This is a genomic window from Kangiella geojedonensis (assembly GCF_000981765.1).
GTDB lineage: Bacteria > Pseudomonadota > Gammaproteobacteria > Enterobacterales > Kangiellaceae > Kangiella > Kangiella geojedonensis.
Genome location: NZ_CP010975.1, coordinates 1,655,980 through 1,673,135 on the forward strand (window position 1 = coordinate 1,655,980; position 17,156 = coordinate 1,673,135).

General features: G+C 44.1%; 12 protein-coding genes. 4 read left to right on the forward strand and 8 right to left on the reverse strand.

Annotation, left to right across the window (positions count from 1 at the left end):
• Positions 1-41: 41 nt before the first annotated feature.
• A complete protein-coding gene (gene kdsA, locus TQ33_RS07430; RefSeq protein WP_046561491.1) occupies positions 42-902 on the reverse strand; it encodes a 3-deoxy-8-phosphooctulonate synthase in 861 nt (286 codons plus the stop codon).
• Positions 903-940: 38 nt separating this feature from the next.
• Complete coding sequence (locus tag TQ33_RS07435; RefSeq protein ID WP_046561492.1) at positions 941-2,578, reverse strand: CTP synthase; 1,638 nt, start codon at positions 2,576-2,578, stop codon at positions 941-943.
• 357 nt (positions 2,579-2,935) lie between these two features.
• Between TQ33_RS07435 and TQ33_RS07440 the strand changes: the two genes are divergently transcribed.
• On the forward strand, positions 2,936-3,385 hold the full coding sequence (locus TQ33_RS07440; RefSeq protein WP_046561493.1) for a YaiI/YqxD family protein: 450 nt from the start codon (positions 2,936-2,938) through the stop codon (positions 3,383-3,385).
• Between the two features lie 6 nt (positions 3,386-3,391).
• Here the strand turns inward: TQ33_RS07440 and mazG are convergent, their stop codons facing one another.
• Positions 3,392-4,174 carry a nucleoside triphosphate pyrophosphohydrolase gene (gene mazG, locus TQ33_RS07445; protein WP_046561494.1) on the reverse strand — a complete coding sequence of 261 codons (783 nt, stop codon included), beginning with the start codon at positions 4,172-4,174 and terminating at the stop codon, positions 3,392-3,394.
• Between the two features lie 4 nt (positions 4,175-4,178).
• Positions 4,179-6,389: a GTP diphosphokinase gene (gene relA, locus TQ33_RS07450; RefSeq protein ID WP_046561495.1), complete on the reverse strand. Its 2,211-nt coding sequence runs from the start codon at positions 6,387-6,389 to the stop codon at positions 4,179-4,181.
• Positions 6,390-7,067: 678 nt separating this feature from the next.
• Here relA and TQ33_RS07455 point away from each other — a divergent pair.
• Positions 7,068-7,961, forward strand: coding sequence for a hypothetical protein (locus TQ33_RS07455; protein WP_046562378.1), 894 nt, complete (start codon positions 7,068-7,070; stop codon positions 7,959-7,961).
• A 364-nt stretch (positions 7,962-8,325) separates the two neighbouring features.
• Here the strand turns inward: TQ33_RS07455 and rlmD are convergent, their stop codons facing one another.
• Together rlmD and TQ33_RS07465 are read right to left on the reverse strand one after the other, a co-directional pair.
• Positions 8,326-9,672, reverse strand: coding sequence for a 23S rRNA (uracil(1939)-C(5))-methyltransferase RlmD (rlmD, locus tag TQ33_RS07460; RefSeq protein ID WP_046561496.1), 1,347 nt, complete (start codon positions 9,670-9,672; stop codon positions 8,326-8,328).
• A 64-nt stretch (positions 9,673-9,736) separates the two neighbouring features.
• Complete coding sequence (locus tag TQ33_RS07465) at positions 9,737-10,510, reverse strand: 3'-5' exonuclease (RefSeq protein ID WP_046561497.1); 774 nt, start codon at positions 10,508-10,510, stop codon at positions 9,737-9,739.
• 260 nt (positions 10,511-10,770) lie between these two features.
• On the opposite strand from TQ33_RS07465, the gene TQ33_RS07470 reads away from it, so the two are divergent.
• Together TQ33_RS07470 and barA are read left to right on the forward strand one after the other, a co-directional pair.
• A complete protein-coding gene (locus TQ33_RS07470; protein WP_052735242.1) occupies positions 10,771-11,739 on the forward strand; it encodes an ABC transporter substrate binding protein in 969 nt (322 codons plus the stop codon).
• Positions 11,736-14,579: a two-component sensor histidine kinase BarA gene (gene barA / locus TQ33_RS07475; protein WP_046561498.1), complete on the forward strand. Its 2,844-nt coding sequence runs from the start codon at positions 11,736-11,738 to the stop codon at positions 14,577-14,579. Before TQ33_RS07470 ends, barA begins: the two co-directional genes overlap by 4 nt.
• A 26-nt stretch (positions 14,580-14,605) precedes the next feature.
• Here the strand turns inward: barA and mtaB are convergent, their stop codons facing one another.
• A complete protein-coding gene (gene mtaB / locus TQ33_RS07480) occupies positions 14,606-15,955 on the reverse strand; it encodes a tRNA (N(6)-L-threonylcarbamoyladenosine(37)-C(2))-methylthiotransferase MtaB (RefSeq protein ID WP_046561499.1) in 1,350 nt (449 codons plus the stop codon).
• A gap of 181 nt (positions 15,956-16,136) precedes the next feature.
• Positions 16,137-16,931 carry a mechanosensitive ion channel family protein gene (locus tag TQ33_RS07485; RefSeq protein WP_046562380.1) on the reverse strand — a complete coding sequence of 265 codons (795 nt, stop codon included), beginning with the start codon at positions 16,929-16,931 and terminating at the stop codon, positions 16,137-16,139.
• Positions 16,932-17,156: the final 225 nt, after the last annotated feature.

Here is a 17,156-nt window from a genome sequence, read left to right on the forward strand (position 1 = left end):
ATCGTGTTCACATATAATTAAAACTAAATGATTTCAAACAGTTACAGCAAGTCACCACTACCGAAATCAGTAATAGAATCTTCTGCAAACCCTGCTTTCTTAACAATAGTATCCAACTCTTTCATGACCTTTAAGGTTTCTTCGATACGGTACATCGGGAAAGAGTTTGGCCCATCACATTTGGCAACGCTTGGATCTGGGTGACTTTCCATAAAGACACCAGAAACGCCCGCCGCAATAGCAGCGCGAGCCAATACTGGAATAACTTCGCGTAAACCACCCGATGATGAACCTTGCCCACCTGGCAACTGTGCTGAGTGAGTGGCGTCATAAACCACTGGGCAGCCAGTATCACGCATGATGGACAGTGAACGCATATCAGACACTAGGTTGTTGTAACCGAAAGAAGCGCCGCGCTCACAAACCATAATATGTTGATTGCCTGTCTCACGCGCCTTATCGACCACATTCTTCATGTCCCAAGGCGATAGAAACTGACCTTTTTTAATATTAACTGGTGTGCCCGGCTCACAAGCTTTGCGAATAAAGTTGGTTTGGCGGCAAAGAAATGCTGGCGTTTGCATAACGTCGACCACTGAGGCGACTTCGTTAAAAGGTGTATCTTCATGCACGTCTGTCAGCACAGGAACGCCGACTTGGTCTTTCACCTTTTGTAAGATTTCTAAACCCTTTTCTAAACCAGGGCCACGAAAACTTTTGCTCGACGAACGATTCGCTTTATCGAATGATGACTTGTAAATAAACGGGATATCTAAGCGATCCGTCATTTCTTTCAAATAACCCGCAGTGTCTATCGCCAGTTGTTCACTTTCGATAACGCAAGGGCCACAAATCAAGAAAAACGGTTGATCGATGCCTACTTCCCAATTCAATAACTTCATATTCCTGCCTTCGGCTTATGCCAATGTTGCACCGCAGCTTAAGCGTTGCTTTTCTCAGCGTGATAATCTTTCGCTGCAGCAATGAATGCACTAAATAGTGGATGACCATCACGTGGCGTAGAGCGGAACTCAGGATGGAACTGGCACGCTACGAACCAACGGTGATCTTTTAACTCAATCATCTCGACTAATTTTTTCTCACTTGAAGTACATGATACCACAAGGCCTGCTTCTTCAAGCTTTGGTAGTAAGTTATTGTTAACTTCATAGCGGTGACGGTGACGCTCATTAATCACATCACTTTGATAAATTTCATGAGCTTTAGTTCCTGACTTTACATTGGCAGGCTGTGCACCAAGTCTCATGGTTCCGCCTAAGTCAGAGTCGTCTGTGCGCTCTTCTGTTGAGCCATCTCGGTTAATCCATTCAGTAATTAAACCAACCACTGGATTAGGCGTTGAGCCATCAAATTCAGAACTGTTGGCATTGTCTAACCCGGCTTTGTGACGAGCATATTCAATCACTGCCACCTGCATACCTAAACAAATACCTAAGTATGGAATATCGTTTTCACGCGCAAATTTAGCCGTCGCAATTTTACCTTCAACACCACGTTCACCAAAACCGCCGGGGATCAAGATAGCATCCATATCTTTAAGCATGTCAGTGCCGCGTTTTTCAACATCCTGCGAGTCTACATAATGGATATTAACCTGCTGACGATTGTGTAGACCAGCATGCTTTAACGCCTCGGTTAATGACTTGTAGGCCTCCGTTAAATCCATGTACTTACCGACCATAGCAACATTCACTTCGCCATTTGGGTTTGCTTCTCGGTATAACACTTCTTCCCATTCGGCCAAGTCAGCTTTTGGTGCGTCAATCTTGAAACGCTCGCAAATGAGCTGATCAACGCCCTGGTTGAGTAAAATAGATGGGATTCGATAAATACTATCAACGTCTTGAAGCGACACGACGGCACGCTCTTTAACGTTCGTGAACAAAGCAACTTTAGCTTTCTCACTAGCAGGAATCGCGCGATCAGAACGACAGATCAACATGTCAGGCTGGATACCAATCGAACGTAATTCTTTGACCGAGTGTTGAGTCGGCTTAGTTTTCAACTCACCAGCAACGGCGATATAAGGAAGTAGCGTTAAGTGAACGAACATAGCGTTTTCTTTACCTACTTCAAAACGCAACTGACGAATCGCCTCCATAAACGGTAGCGACTCAATATCACCAACCGTACCGCCAACTTCGACCATGGCGACGTCAGCGCCTTTTGCGCCTTCTCTAACTTTATGCTTAATTTCATCAGTGATATGCGGAATCACCTGTACCGTACCGCCTAAGTAGTCGCCACGACGTTCTTTACGCAACACGTCTGAATACACTCGGCCAGTGGTAAAGTTATTGCGCTGGCTCATGCTATTACGCACGAAACGCTCATAGTGTCCCAAATCCAAATCCGTCTCAGCACCATCGTCAGTTACGAATACCTCACCATGCTGGAATGGACTCATAGTTCCTGGGTCAACATTAATGTATGGATCAAGCTTCATCATGGTTACGTTAAGGCCTCGAGACTCGAGAAGAGCCGCCATAGAGGCTGCCGCGATACCTTTACCTAAAGAAGAAACAACACCACCGGTTACAAATACATACTTGGTCATAAGCCTAATCCAACCACTTGAACGTTTAAAAATGCTTTAAATACCACCAATTGCAAAAGTACTCTTGAAAGGTCATGCCAACCAAGCCACTTCACAATTAATGATAACTAATTCTTTGAATATCAATGCTTTAAATAAACTTTCAACGTAAAAATAAAGCATATCGCCACTGCTAAAGTGACTAAATTACATACGTATGTCTTAGAGAAGAAAGGACTCCCAGGACGGGAAAACAGTATATCAAAAAGGTCCGATGATTGGCGAGGAGTTTTTTATATTAAATTACTCAAACAACAAGGACATCAAGACCACATTTCTATATGATCCTAGTCATTCGTTCCTTTCCAAGAAAGCACCATGAAAATTTGGGTTGATGCAGACGCATGTCCAGTGGTCATCAAAGAGATTTTGTTTCGAGCAGCACAAAGAGCTGAGATACACACCTGCCTCGTTGCAAACCAGTATATTAAAGTACCCCCCTCACCTTTTATCAAGTCAGTACAAGTAGAGTCAGGATTTGATGTTGCTGACAATGAAATTGTGCGTCGCGCTAACTCAGGTGACTTGGTTATCACGGCCGATATACCGCTGGCTGATGAAGTGATTGATAAGGGGTGTACCGCGCTAAGCCCGCGAGGTGAGTTGTTTACCAAAGAAAATATTAAAGGTCGCCTGACCATGCGTGATTTTATGGAAACCTTACGCTCCAGTGGCATTCAAAGCGGTGGGCCTCCACCTCTAGATCAAGGCGATCGCATGAAATTTGCCAACCATCTTGATAGGCTCATTGCCAAAAATAGCCAATAATGGTGGTTACAGTTGCTGTTTCGCTTTCTGCCACGCGGCTTCTAATTGCTCAAGGCTTGCCGAGTCGATACTTAAACCATCATTATCGATCAAGGTCTCTAACGCTCTAAAACGTTGCTCGAATTTACGGCAACTTTTCCTAAGTGCCGCTTCGGGGTCAAGCTTTAAGTGGCGTGAAAGATTAACGCAGCTAAAAAGTACATCACCGAGCTCCTCTTCCATGTGCGCTATGTCATTGTTCGAAATCGCTTCTTTTAACTCAGCAACCTCTTCTTCTAACTTCTCAATAACTCCACCAACATCCGGCCAGTCAAAGCCATGTCGCCCAACACGTTTCTGCATCTTCTGCGCCAACGACAACGCAGGGAAGCTTCTAGGCAAGTCGTCTAACAGGCTAGTATTTTCTTGATTTTTAGTCTGACGCTCTTGTTGTTTCAGCTTTTCCCAGTTCTGCTTAATGGCTTCATCAGTGTCCAAGGTAACATCAGAAAAGACATGAGGGTGACGTCGCACCAACTTATCGCACATTGCTTTTGCGATAGACTCAAAATCAAATAAGCCCTCCTCGCGCCCTAGCTGCGCATAAAAAACGACCTGAAATAATAAATCCCCCAGCTCCCCTTCTAGCTCCGCCATATCACCATTTTCTATCGCATCAGCGACTTCGTATGCTTCTTCGAGCGTATGAGGCACAATCGTTTCAAAGGTTTGCTTTTTATCCCAAGGGCAACCTTTTTTAGGGTCACGCAAGCTTTGCATAATTCCCAGTAAGCGTTCAGTTTGTTTCATGGTTTTAATTCGTTTTGCGTTCGACGGTGAAAATATTAGGCAATTGCTTAATGAGCGTCATTACTCGGTTTAAGTCATCAACCTGACTGAGTTCAACTTCAACCCATAACTCAACCTGCTCATTACGCTTGTGAGTTGAAAGGTCGGTAATACTCGCATGCTCATTAGCCAATATCGTAGTGATATCTTTTAACAGCGATTTACGGTCCATCGCCACGATGCGCAAATCTACCGCATAAGCATTGGTCGCCTCAGCCTCCCAACTCACAGGAATTAATCGTTCAGGACGGTCTTTATTGGCTTTTTTGATATGAGTACAACTTTGGCGATGAATCACAATGCCACGACCTTGAGTGATATACCCCACTATTTCCTCACCCGGTACAGGTTTACAGCACTTCGCAATCTGAGTTAAGAGATCGCCAACACCCGACACAGAAATATCGCTATAAGACTGACGTTTCGTTTTCTTACGTAACGTAGGCTTAATGTCACGAACCGGCTCTTGAGTTTCTTTAAATTCTTTGGCACGGTTTAACGCATGGATGATACTCAGGTCACCAGAACCGATTTTAATATAAAGTTCTTGCTCACTCGCTAAGTGCAAACGCTGCGCTAGCTCACGATGCTCGACGTCTGACAGGTGAGCTCGACTTAACTCTCTCTCAAGTAACGTCTTACCCGCATTGGCGTTATCTTCTTTATCCAGTTTATTGAAAAACTGACTGATTTTATGGCGCGTTCTAGCGCTACTAATATATTCGTTGTACGGAATGAGCCAATCGCGACTCGGTAGCTCCTCACTCTTGGTCATGATTTCGACAACTTCACCAGTGCTTAACTTGTAGGTTAAAGGCACGATACGCCCTTTAACCTTAGCGCCGATACAGCGATGTCCGATGGAAGTATGAATTCGATACGCAAAATCAATCGGCGTACTGCCCGACGGTAAGTCAATGACCTTACCCTGCGGCGTAAAAACAAAAATACGGTCTTCTGATACGGAACTTTGAAACTCTTGCATCAAATCATCGCTCGCCGTATCCGCCAGCTCACTCTGCCACTCAAGTAGCTGACGCATCCACTCAATCTTCTCATCAACACCAACACGATTAAGGTTAGTGCCTTCTTTATAAGCCCAATGCGCCGCGATGCCTTTTTCTGCTTCGTCGTGCATTTGATGAGTTCGAATCTGCACTTCTAGTACCTTTCCTTCAGGTCCCACCACCGCCGTATGAATCGAGCGATAACCATTTTCTTTTGGCGTCGCCACGTAATCATCAAACTCTTTCGGTATATGCTGCCAACTGCCGTGAACGATGCCTAATGTCGCGTAACAGTCCTGAACTTTATCCACTAAAATCCTAACTGCTCGTACATCATAAATTTCCTCAAAGCTGACCTTCTTCCGCGTCATCTTCTTCCAGATCGAATAAATATGTTTTACCCGGCCAGTGACGTCCGCCTTAATCGATTCTTGAGATAACTTCCCATTCAGCAAATCAAGCACATCTTGAATATACTGCTCCCGAGCCACACGCTTCTCACGCAAACTCTTAGCAATCTTCTTATAAGCTTGAGGCTCCAAATAGCGGAAAGCTAAATCTTCAAGCTCCCACTTTAACTGACCAATCCCTAAACGATTGGCTAATGGTGCGAAAATATCCTTCGTTTCTTTAGCAAAGATGATCTGCATATCTCGCTCAGCATCTTTAATATGGCGTAACGTCACCACACGATCCGCTAGCTTCAACAGAACCACCCGCGCATCATTGACCATCGCCAATAGCATCTTACGCAGGCTTTCCACCTGCTGCTCATCATTCTCAGCACCCGACGATTGCTGTAACGTCCGCATCGCCTCCATCTGACCTGCACCGCGCACCAACTCCGCAATGCCCGAACCGCAATGCTTCTTTAAAACCTCTGAATCAATCGTCCCACTAATAACCGCGGGCAAAAGCACCGCAGCCGTCAGCGTCTCATTATCGGCATTGAAGTGCGTCAGAACCTCAGCCAGCTCCAAGCCAGCCGCCAACGTATTCAGCTTAATCACAGGTGTTTTAGCGATATTCTTCTGTGCAAGCTCCACCGCCTTGCGCAGCTTCTTCACTGCCTTATCAGCCAGCGACAACTGATTTAACTCCAGCCACTGCTCAAAGTTAAATTGATCAGACTCCACTATCTCGAATATGTCGTGTTCTTTCCGTTTCATAGCTACAAATTATTCTTTTTTATGAGTTTTTTAAGGTTTTAACGCTACAGCACCAGTATAAAGGTACCTCTAGAATCCATGAATTAAATATAGTAGCAGTATATAAATTTATTGGAAGTGAGGGAGTGGATATTTCAGATTTTGTCATTATTGGGGGACCATTGGGGTTATTCTACCCCCCGTGGCTTACTCACTCTTTTAGTGTCTTTGTCATTCCGGCCTACGAGCCGGAATCTATAGAGTGAATAATATTACCCTTTTCTTTGCTCGTCCAAAGAAAAGGGCGAAAAGAAAAGACGCCCCATGACGTTAGGTGCTTCGCACTTCCCTCGCTCAGCAAAGTTACCCACGCGCCGCTAAACGAGACTTCCATGTTTCGTCTTAGCTAAATTAGGCTTCCTGCCTAATTTACGCTATAACTTTGCCTCACTCGGCTAACTTTAAGGGGTAATTGGAGCACGCCTTAAGCAATATAATATATTGCCTAGAACAATCGTAGCCTCGAAGGAACGAAGTGAATTCGAGGTTTGGGTCAAACAATTACAACCTTAACTTGAATACGACCGAAGGAAGGCCTGCAGTGCGCAATCGAAGCTACACTTGTAAATAAATACCAAAAATAATAAAGTCTTTGAAGCAACTTCATATAGGTAAATGCTGAATAACAAAGGAAAAGTCGTGCAAGTCATAAATATCAAGGAATATAACGAAGAAGTAATACTCCACTTCGGTGGAGAGAAACAAAAAATAAATGCCTATACCCTCGCCTCAACTCTCGTATCTATTGCTGACGCGGTAAAAGAAGCCAACTCAGTTATAAACCCTGGATATGACGTAGAAGTTCTAGTAGAGGCCTTTGGCAAAGGAAGCTTTAGAGCAAAGGTAAAAACCAAGTATAAAGATGCAAGGAATATATTTAGTAAAGAAAACTTAAAAGCAATTTCACTTGGTGTACTGGCTAGCTTCATATATGAGCACACTCTCGCTCCTGATTCAGATGTGAAAATTAATATAAACTCTGAAGAAGTAGTAATAGAGCAAGGTGATAAGACTATAATTATTCCTCGCTCAACCTATGAGGCGACAAAGGAAGTTCAGAAATCTAAAAAGTTCAAAAATAGCATTTCACGTATTTCCAATAGTATTGAGAAAGATAAGAGCATCACCAGCTTCGGCTTTACAAGTTCTTTTGAAGATGAAATCCCAAAGATTGAAATTCCAAGAAAAGGAATCCTTCTTTTAAGTGATCCAGATGATATTGCTGAACCAACCAGAGAAATTGAGGAGGCAGCCACACTTTTTATCAAACGCGCAATACTCGAACGTTCAAAGCGCAAGTGGGAGTTTGTCTGGAGAGGTTTCAAGATATCAGCACCAGTGCTAGATGAACACTTTTATAATGATTTTTTTGCACATAAAGTAACCATTGCTCCAGGTGACCAATTAGACGTGAGATTAAAGATATATCAATCCAAAGATGAAGACACCGGAATATATTCAAATGATAGATATGAGGTGATAACCGTTAAAAGGCACATACCTCATGTTACTCAGGATGAGGCGCCACTATAATAAAATGTAAGTCATGGAATCACATCACTGTGGCTAATAACCAAGCGTAGCCTCGAATACTCTTACACTATCCGAAGCTACTTTGAGGATTAATCTTTACCGACATGGTTTTAAAGCAGGATTTTTCTTTCAAGACAAGGCATAAGACTTTTTGAGGCGCGGATCGTACGAGTTGTACGTGAGCACCTCAAATAAGACTTATAACGCAGTATTGGATGAAAAAGACTATTTAAAACTAGGCTCTCTTAAAACCCAGAAAGAAATAAAATGCTTAAGTTCGAGGAAAAGAGCCGCGCAAAAGCGGAGGTGACCTAGCAGGTCATTGAGCATTTTAAGCGACTCTTTAACAAAGAAATTAAGTATTTTAGACTTTCTGGAACAAGGCGATGGATTCCGTGTGCGCCGTATGCGGAAACATATCCATAACACCCGCTTTAACCAACTTATACCCTCTTTCCTTTAGCTCACCGCTGTCGCGTGCCAGCGTGGCTGGGTTACACGAAACGTAGACGATACGCTCAGGATTAAAGCGTGCGATGTTTTGCACTACGTCTAATGCGCCGCTTCGTGGCGGGTCGATAAGGACTTTATTGAAGCCTTCTTGAGCCCAGTCTTCCTGCGTGAAGTCGGCTTGTAGGTCTGTAGCGTAGAATTTTACATTGTCGAGGTTATTGTGTTTGGCGTTCATGCCACCGCGCTCGACCATTTCTTCGCTACCTTCGACACCGACGACGTTTTGTACTTGGGTCGCGAGAGGAATCGTAAAGTTTCCGAGGCCACAGAATAGGTCAAGAATTCGGTCGTCTTTGCTTGGCTCCAGCCAATCGATAGCCCGTTTAACCATTTGCTGGTTAATACTGGCGTTAACTTGTGTGAAGTCCATTGGGTGGAACAGTAGCTCGACGCCATAATCATCAAGCTTATAACTGAGCCAGTCTTTCTCTTCAGGGCCATATATTTTATGAACGGTTTTAGGGCCTTTTGGCTGCAAATAAATATACAAACCATGCTTTTTACCGAATTCCACCCACATGCCGTGATCTTTTTCCGACAGCGGTTCAAGATGACGCACGACTAGCGCGACCTGATCGTCACCCATGGCGACTTCAAGCTGTGCGGTTTTATTGTTGGTATCTAGCTCTGAAATCATATTTTTCAGCGGCGTAATTAACTGCCCTACTCTTGGGTCAAGCACCTCACACGAATCAATTGTGGCCAGAAAACTGCTGCGCTTTTCGCGGAAGCCAACTAAGGCTCCACCCTTTTTAGGCACAAATTTCACGCCAAGACGTGCTTTACGGCGATAGCCAAGGACCTCAGCTTGCATCGGTTCGACCAGCTCGTAATCATCATTTTCAAGATCGTACTGCCCGAAGTGCTTAAGCTGCTCGACTAGAACAGACTGTTTATGAGTGATTTGTGCAGGGTTGCTCATGTGCTGCAAACTACAACCACCGCAGATGTCCGCATGAATACATGGCGGGGTTACTCGATTCTCGGATGCAACATGAATTTCTTCAGCTACACCTTCATCAAACTTGCCACGTTTTTCGGTATAGATGAATGATACGTCTTCGCCCAACAAAGCATTATCAATAAATACAGTTTTACCATCGACAGAGGCAATACCTCGGCCTTCGTGTGAAAAGGCATGGACTTCCGCGCGAACGGGATCTTTGGGTAATGCCTTTCTACGTCTTCTTCTTGCCATTAAATTCGGTCTCTTTTTGCTGAATGGTCGCTTAAGATCACTATTAAAAAATAGGCGTACTGGACTATTGCCCAGTCCAAGCCTCTATAAATTCGTTGAAGTGCGGTCGATTTTCTTCTTTCAGATACTGCTTTAGGAAGTTTTCTTCTACCTCTAACTCTTCCGCGGTCATGTTGCCACGCATCACTTCAAAGCGTAGGTACACTAGATAGGTATTCAGTACGTCGGTTTCACAATAGTCTCGAATAGCCTTCAAATTGCCTTCATTATAGGTTTCCCACACTTTGGCGCCGCTCATGCCCATTTTACCCGGGTAGCCGAGCATTGAAGCAATTTTATCCAATGGAGCATTGGCTCGCGGGTTATACAAAGCCAATAGATCCATTAAATCAATATGGCGGTTATGATAACGACTAATATAATTATTCCACTTAAACTGATTGTCGATTTCGCCGGTATCCCAGTATTTTTGGGCCACCACGTTATTTTTCATCGCACGATAGTGGAGCACGGGTAGATCGAAGCCCGAGCCATTCCAAGAAACAATAGTTGGTGCAAAGCGCTCAATACCGTCGAAAAAGCGCTGCACGATCTCTTTTTCGTCGGCGTCTTCTTCGCCTAAAGACCAAACTTTGACCTTGTCGCCATGGCGGAATACTGCAGAAATAGCGACGACTTTGTGTAAATATAGCGGCTGAAACGTGGTGCCTGATTGCTGTACTCGCAGGTGTTCCATCGCCGAAACCACATCCTCATCACTCAGACCATCAAAGTCATTCAGGATACGTCCCGCTTCAACGTCTGGAATTGTCTCGATATCAAATACAAATAAATTCATATGACCACTCTCTTGTCACTTGCTTGTCACTTGTCTCGTCACTTCTCTCATGACTATTTTCTGCAATGTCTGAAATCAAGCATTGAGTTTATAATTGTCTTCGCCCAATCCTACTAAAATCACCCTTGCCACAGCTACTTAGGCAGGGTAGATTAGGCTACAAAAGACCCCGTAGTATAACGATTTTGTCAGCAAAAAGCTTGGAGAATTCACACTTGAGTGCAACGCGAAAAACTTTCTTACCAGTCAAGGTAATGGGTATGGTTTTTATGCTCATTTATCTACTGGGTTTATCTTCGCAAGCGCAAGCTGAACATGCTCCAGAGCCAGAAGTGGTCAAGATTAATGTACTCAGCGCTTTTTCCACCACTCAAGAGCGTGAGCTGTTACATTCGTTACGCCAGACTTTGCTCGAACAATTCAACATGAAAGCTGATGAACAGCTCATCTTTTGGCAAAGACAAGATAACTGGAAACAACTCTTAGAAAAAAACCAACCAGATTTTATCATTGTCATAGGCAGTCAATCTTTCAATAAGCTACAACAAGTTGAACTCAATACGCCTGTCTTAGCGCTCATGTTGAGTAAGAGCACGTTCGAATCGCTCCAAGCGTCGCCACAAGATAATGTTTATGCCATTACTCACTCTCAGCCGATTGAGCGCTTCGTACAACTTGCGAAAAGCCTTAATGTTTATCAAGCACAAATTGGCAGTTTTATCTCGCCACAAACTAAACACAATATCCAAGCATTTGAGCAGCTAGCCAGTTTTTATAACCTAGCCTATAGCCCAGTCATGGTCGAGCCCAAGCTTAATGGCCGGGATGCGCTACGCCAGTTGTCTTTATGTTGCTCAGTTATCATTCTCGAAAGTGATGATGTTTTTCGCCCTGGTAAGGTCAGGAAGTCGATCATGGTTAATGCTTATCGCGAGAGAATCATTGTCATTGCACACGCTGAAAGTGTACTAAAAGAAGGAGCAATGCTAACATTGTTTACCCAGCCGTATGACATAGGGGCGCAAGCGGCGAACCTTTATCACGCCTTAGAAGAAGGTTCATTAACGCAGCCTTATCAATACCCTGACCAATTTGCGATTGGTATTAACCGAAAAATTGCACGATTATTGGGTTATGATGACCTTACGGTGGGTGGCTTGATGCAGAAAGTGGAAACTTTGGACTTCATACAAAGCGCGATAGGCAATGGGAAATCTACAACACCATGAAAAACTGGGGAATTAGTCGACGAATTCTAACTTTGGCTTTAACGCCAACGTTGTTAGTTTGCCTATTATTAGGCTTCTTTTTTATCAATAATCACATACAAGACAGCGAAGACTCACTACTGTCACGTGGTAAAACCATTGCAACTCACCTAGCTTTAGCCAGCGAATACGGCATCATCACGCTAGATAACTCAACGCTTCAAGAAATGGCACAAGCGGCCCGAGATAATGATAAAGAATTATTAGCGGTTGCCATTTACGATCAAAATAATAGAATTCTGACCTCGGTAGGTGCCGCAGAGTACTTGTCAAAGATGGGTATTCAGAACCCTCATGATCTCACTCAAATCGGCGCGCAGAGCAGCTTGATGCGTTACGCCCATGTCGAAAAACTTAACGATGGTGTGGTTTTCCACGCCCCTATTTTATCCAAGTTTCCTGAAGATCATGAAGCATGGCGAACCAACGTAAAAAACAATACCGAAGTGTTGGGCTACGTTTCGGTACTGATGTCACAAGACTTTTCGCTACTCAGCCGTTATAGCACTATCATCACCACCATCCTTATCAGCCTAATCGGTCTATTAATTGGCGGCTTCTTGGCGCGCAGAATGTCGACGAGTGTTACGGAGCCTATTGTCAGCATGGCAAAAGGCGTCGACAAGATTAAAGACGGTAAGCTTGATACACGAATTAGCTCGGATGCCAGCGCAGAGCTGAAAACACTGCAAGACGGTATCAACTTGATGGCTGAAAGCATGGAGCACAATCAGGAAGAAATGCAGCAGGCAGTTGATCAAGCCACGGAAGACTTACGTGAGACCTTAGAAACGCTAGAGGTTAACAACCTAGAGTTGGATATTGCACGTCGTCAAGCAGTCGAAGCTAGCCGCATTAAAACAGAGTTCCTAGCCAACATGAGCCATGAAATCCGAACGCCGATGAATGGCGTTATCGGCTTCACGGATCTACTGTTGAAAACTGAGCTAAACAATAAACAAAAAGACTTCCTATTCGATATCAAACGCTCAGCATCAGGTCTGTTATCGATTATTGATGACATTCTGGATTATTCAAAAATCGAAGCGGGAAAAATGTCCTTCGAGCGTTATCCGTTTGATTTACGTGAATGCGTAGATGATGTTTTCAAGATTTTGGGCCCCAACGCCTCGCAGAAAGGCATTGAACTGGTATCGCTGATTTATTCAGACGTCCCTAAAGCACTATTGGGCGATCCGATTCGAATAAAACAGATCATCACCAACCTGTTGAATAACGCCGTTAAGTTCACTAAATCTGGTAGTGTTGAACTCTATGCTGAAGTGGAGTCTGAAGGTAAGAAAGGACTAAAGCTTAAAATACAAGTCAAAGACTCAGGTATTGGCCTGACAAAAGAGCAGCAGAACAACCTGTTTAAAGCCTTTAGCCAAGCAGATAGCAGCACCACTCGTGAGTTTGGTGGTACCGGACTTGGTTTAGTTATATCCAAGTCCTTGGTGGAAAAAATGGGCGGTAATATTGGCGTCGAAAGTGTCGAGGGTAATGGCTCTACCTTCTGGTTCACCCTTCAGTGTGAACGTGCCGAGTCCTTACCTGAGGATGGTTTAACGGGTGAGTTCCTGGCGGCTAAATCTGTACTCGTATTTGACCCGCACCCTGCTACTCGTTTGTCGTTAACTCAGATGCTGGAAGACTGGCAAATGCAGGTTCGCAACTTTGAGAAAATTGATGACTTAATGACAGAGGTTGACCTCTATGCTCAAAGCGGTAAAAACGTCGACTTGATCATTCTGGGTGGCCAGCGTTTCCGCCGTCGTATGCAACAGATTGAGCACATCTGTGACAAAGTGAACAATCAGCTTAGTTGTCCGGTCATTACCTTTAGCACGTCCAGTGATGTGGATTTCCTTGAACATCTTGCAACTCTTGGCGTGTCACGCGCGATGGAAAAACCAATTACCTATCGCGCCTTATATAACTCGCTAATTGAGTTACTGCGCTCCAACCGTTCTGAAACATCCGGTAAAAAAGCACAGGCTAACACCAGCCAGCTGAACGCCAGTGAGCTGAAAGGCAGCTACGTGTTGGCCGTGGATGATAATCCTGCTAACTTACGCTTGGTTACAACATTACTGAAAGACCTCAAAATTAAAGTCGATACCGCAGAGAGTGGCATGCAAGCGGTAGCTTTAAGTAAAGATAAAGTCTATGACGCTATTTTGATGGACATTCAGATGCCGGAAATGAATGGTCTAGAGGCGACGAGGACGATTCGAGCTAATGCGACCAACCAAAGTACTCCTGTTATCGCTTTAACTGCTCATGCGATGGCAAATGAACGAGAAATATTACTCGATTCTGGCATGGATGATTACATGACCAAACCCGTCTCTGAACAAGACTTAATTAATGTTCTATTAAAGTGGACACAGGCAGACGCGTCGCTTAATACCGCAGTTCAGTCTGCCGAATCCAATGACACGAATAAAGAGAAAACATTGGATTGGGAGTTAAGTCTTAAACTGGCCAACGGTAAAGTTGATTTGGCACAAGATATGTTGAAAATGATGGTGGAGTCGAATCATGAAACGGGGCGAGTGATTCATGCAGCTTACCAAGCCCAAGACTTTGATGAGTTATTGCAGCATATTCATAAGCTACATGGCGCCAGCTGTTACGTCGGAACACCACGATTAAAAAGTTTAAGTAACCAGTACGAAACCAAGCTGAAAAAACAACAATACAACTTACTAGAAGATCTGCATACCGACTTAATTGCAGAGCTGAAAGCCATTAACCAAGCAGCACAACCCTATATCGAAAGCGAAACGACGAGCTAACGTAGCCCGTCGTTGCTATTTGTTAACTACAGCTGTGTTATTTTAATTGGCGCTGATGCATCGACTGCTGCCACAGGAATTTCATCCGTAATCTCACCAACCAAGCACCCTTGCTCTTCATCAACAGACATCAATTGAGTATTGAGTATCAAGCGCTCAGGACTTTTATCCGCGGGCACATCTACAGCAACTTTATGATAATTCGGCGTGTAGCCATGATAACGATGACTACCGTCTTCATTTGTTTGGTTAGAGCTTTCCCAAAGGATAGGAACATTCTGCCCCAACTGAGCTTGTAGCTCTTGAGCTTTTAATTTTGCCGCTAACTCATGCAACCGTCTGCTGCGTTCTTTTTTCACCTCTTTACTGATTTTGTTGGGCAAGCGTGCAGCCTTTGTGCCTTCCCGATCAGAGTATGTAAAGATGTGGATATGTCCGAATCCGACCTGCTCAATATAGTCCATCGTTTGCTCAAACTCTTCATCGGTTTCGCCAGGAAAGCCAACAATCACATCCGTGGTGACATTAAAACCAGCGACTTGAGTTCTCGCCTGCTTCACCAGCTCGGCAAAGTCTTCCGTACGGCAGCGACGCGACATGCGACGCAAAACACTGTCTGCACCACTTTGGATGGGCAGATGCATATGCGCCATTAGCCTTGGGTTAGCAAATAACTCAAAAAAGTTCTCGCCTAAATCCCAAGGCTCAACTGACGCAAAACGAATTCTTGGCATTTCCGTCCGCTCAAGAACGCTTTCCACCAATTCATACAAACTCGAATCGATATCCGAACCGTAACCGCCGACATGAACTCCAGCCAACACGATTTCTTGAATACCTTCCGCATGCAACTTATTGATTTCATCAATTAAATCTTCAATCGAGCGGCTTTTCTCTTCACCACGCGCGACGGTCACAATGCAGTAAGTGCAACGGTATCTGCATCCATCTTGGATCTTAATAAAGGCACGCTCACGATTTCGAGCGAACAAAGCACTTTCACCTGGCTCGGTGGCAAACTCTGGCATCACAGGGATGTCCAGTATTTCTTTGACCTTATCAACTAAGACGTCTTTATCAGAGTTATCGACCACCAAATCAACGCCCATGATTTGCTCTAGCTTCTCAGGCTCTAGTGAGGCATAGCAACCTGTCACGACCATGCGAGCTTCAGGATTAGAACGGTGGAAGCGACGCACGGTTTGGCGCGATTTACGAGCAGCTTCAGAAGTGACCGCACAAGTATTTAGCACAATTAAGTCCGCCACTTCGGGAGTGGCTGCCAAGGAATAGCCTACTTTCTGAAACGAGGTCGCCCAGTTCTGTAGTTCAGCTTCGTTTAATCGACAACCTAAGGCACTTAAATGTACTTGCATAACTTTCTTTCTCTACCGTTTTACAGCTCTTAATCAAAGGGATTGCTGGCCAATTCGGTCTCAGCAAAACGGGCGCTAATTGTACAGATTATAGTCATTAGAATCATCTGTTTTAACCGAAATCCGGCAAACAAACATAAAAAAAGGCGCCAAAAGCGCCTTTTCATTTAGCCTCGAACCCTTATGAAGATTGCTCAACCTGATGAAGATGAACATCTGTTTGAGGGAATGGGATCGAAATACCGTTAGCATCGAGAGCTTTCTTGAACGCTTCTAGGTTGTCCCAGTAAACGCCCCAGTAATCACCGCTATTGACCCATACTCGTAGCGTGAAATTCACTGAGCTATCGGCTAATTCAGCAACCGCAATGAAAGGTTCAGGATCTTTAAAAACGCGCTCATCGGCTGTGATCACGTCTAGAATGACTTTTTTAGCCTGGTCAATATCATCTTCATAACCAATGCCTAAAGTGAAGTCCACCCGACGCGTTGGCTCAGTGCTGTAATTCACTAAAGAGTCTGTTGAAATCGGCGAGTTAGGGATGATAATGGTTTTATTATCCGGTGTTTTCAAAATCGTGTTGAAGATTTGAATTTCCTTCACCGTACCTGAATACCCCTGCATTTCTACCCAGTCACCGACCTTATAGTGACGGAATATTAATAGCATCACACCGCCAGCAAAGTTTTGAAGCGTACCAGATAGAGCCATACCAATGGCTAAACCCGCAGCACCCAATAAGGCAACAAAGGTTGTCATTTGGACGCCCATGGTACTAATCACGGTAATACCCAATATCACCTTCAACAAGATGCCAGTGAAGCTCAACAAAAAGTTTTCTAGTGTTGTATCGAAGTTTTTAACCTTAAAAAGCTTCTTCATACCACCTAGTAAGATCTTAATTAAAATCAGACCGATGATAAGAATCACAAGAGCAACGGCTAACTTTGGCAAATAAATCATGGCATATTCCATGGCCAAGTCAGCCCAACCTGATATTTGTTCCGTGCTTATTCCTAAGCCATTTGCTGTCTCTGAAGCTGTTTCTTGAGCTGCTTCAGCCGCTTTATTCGTAGACATATTGGTTCCCCGTATCTGATAAATTCATTACGCGAGTATTCTATTAACTGCTTCACAGAGTAACAAGCGTATTATTAAAATCAAGGACTTACTTTTACAAATTTTAACGACAATTTATTG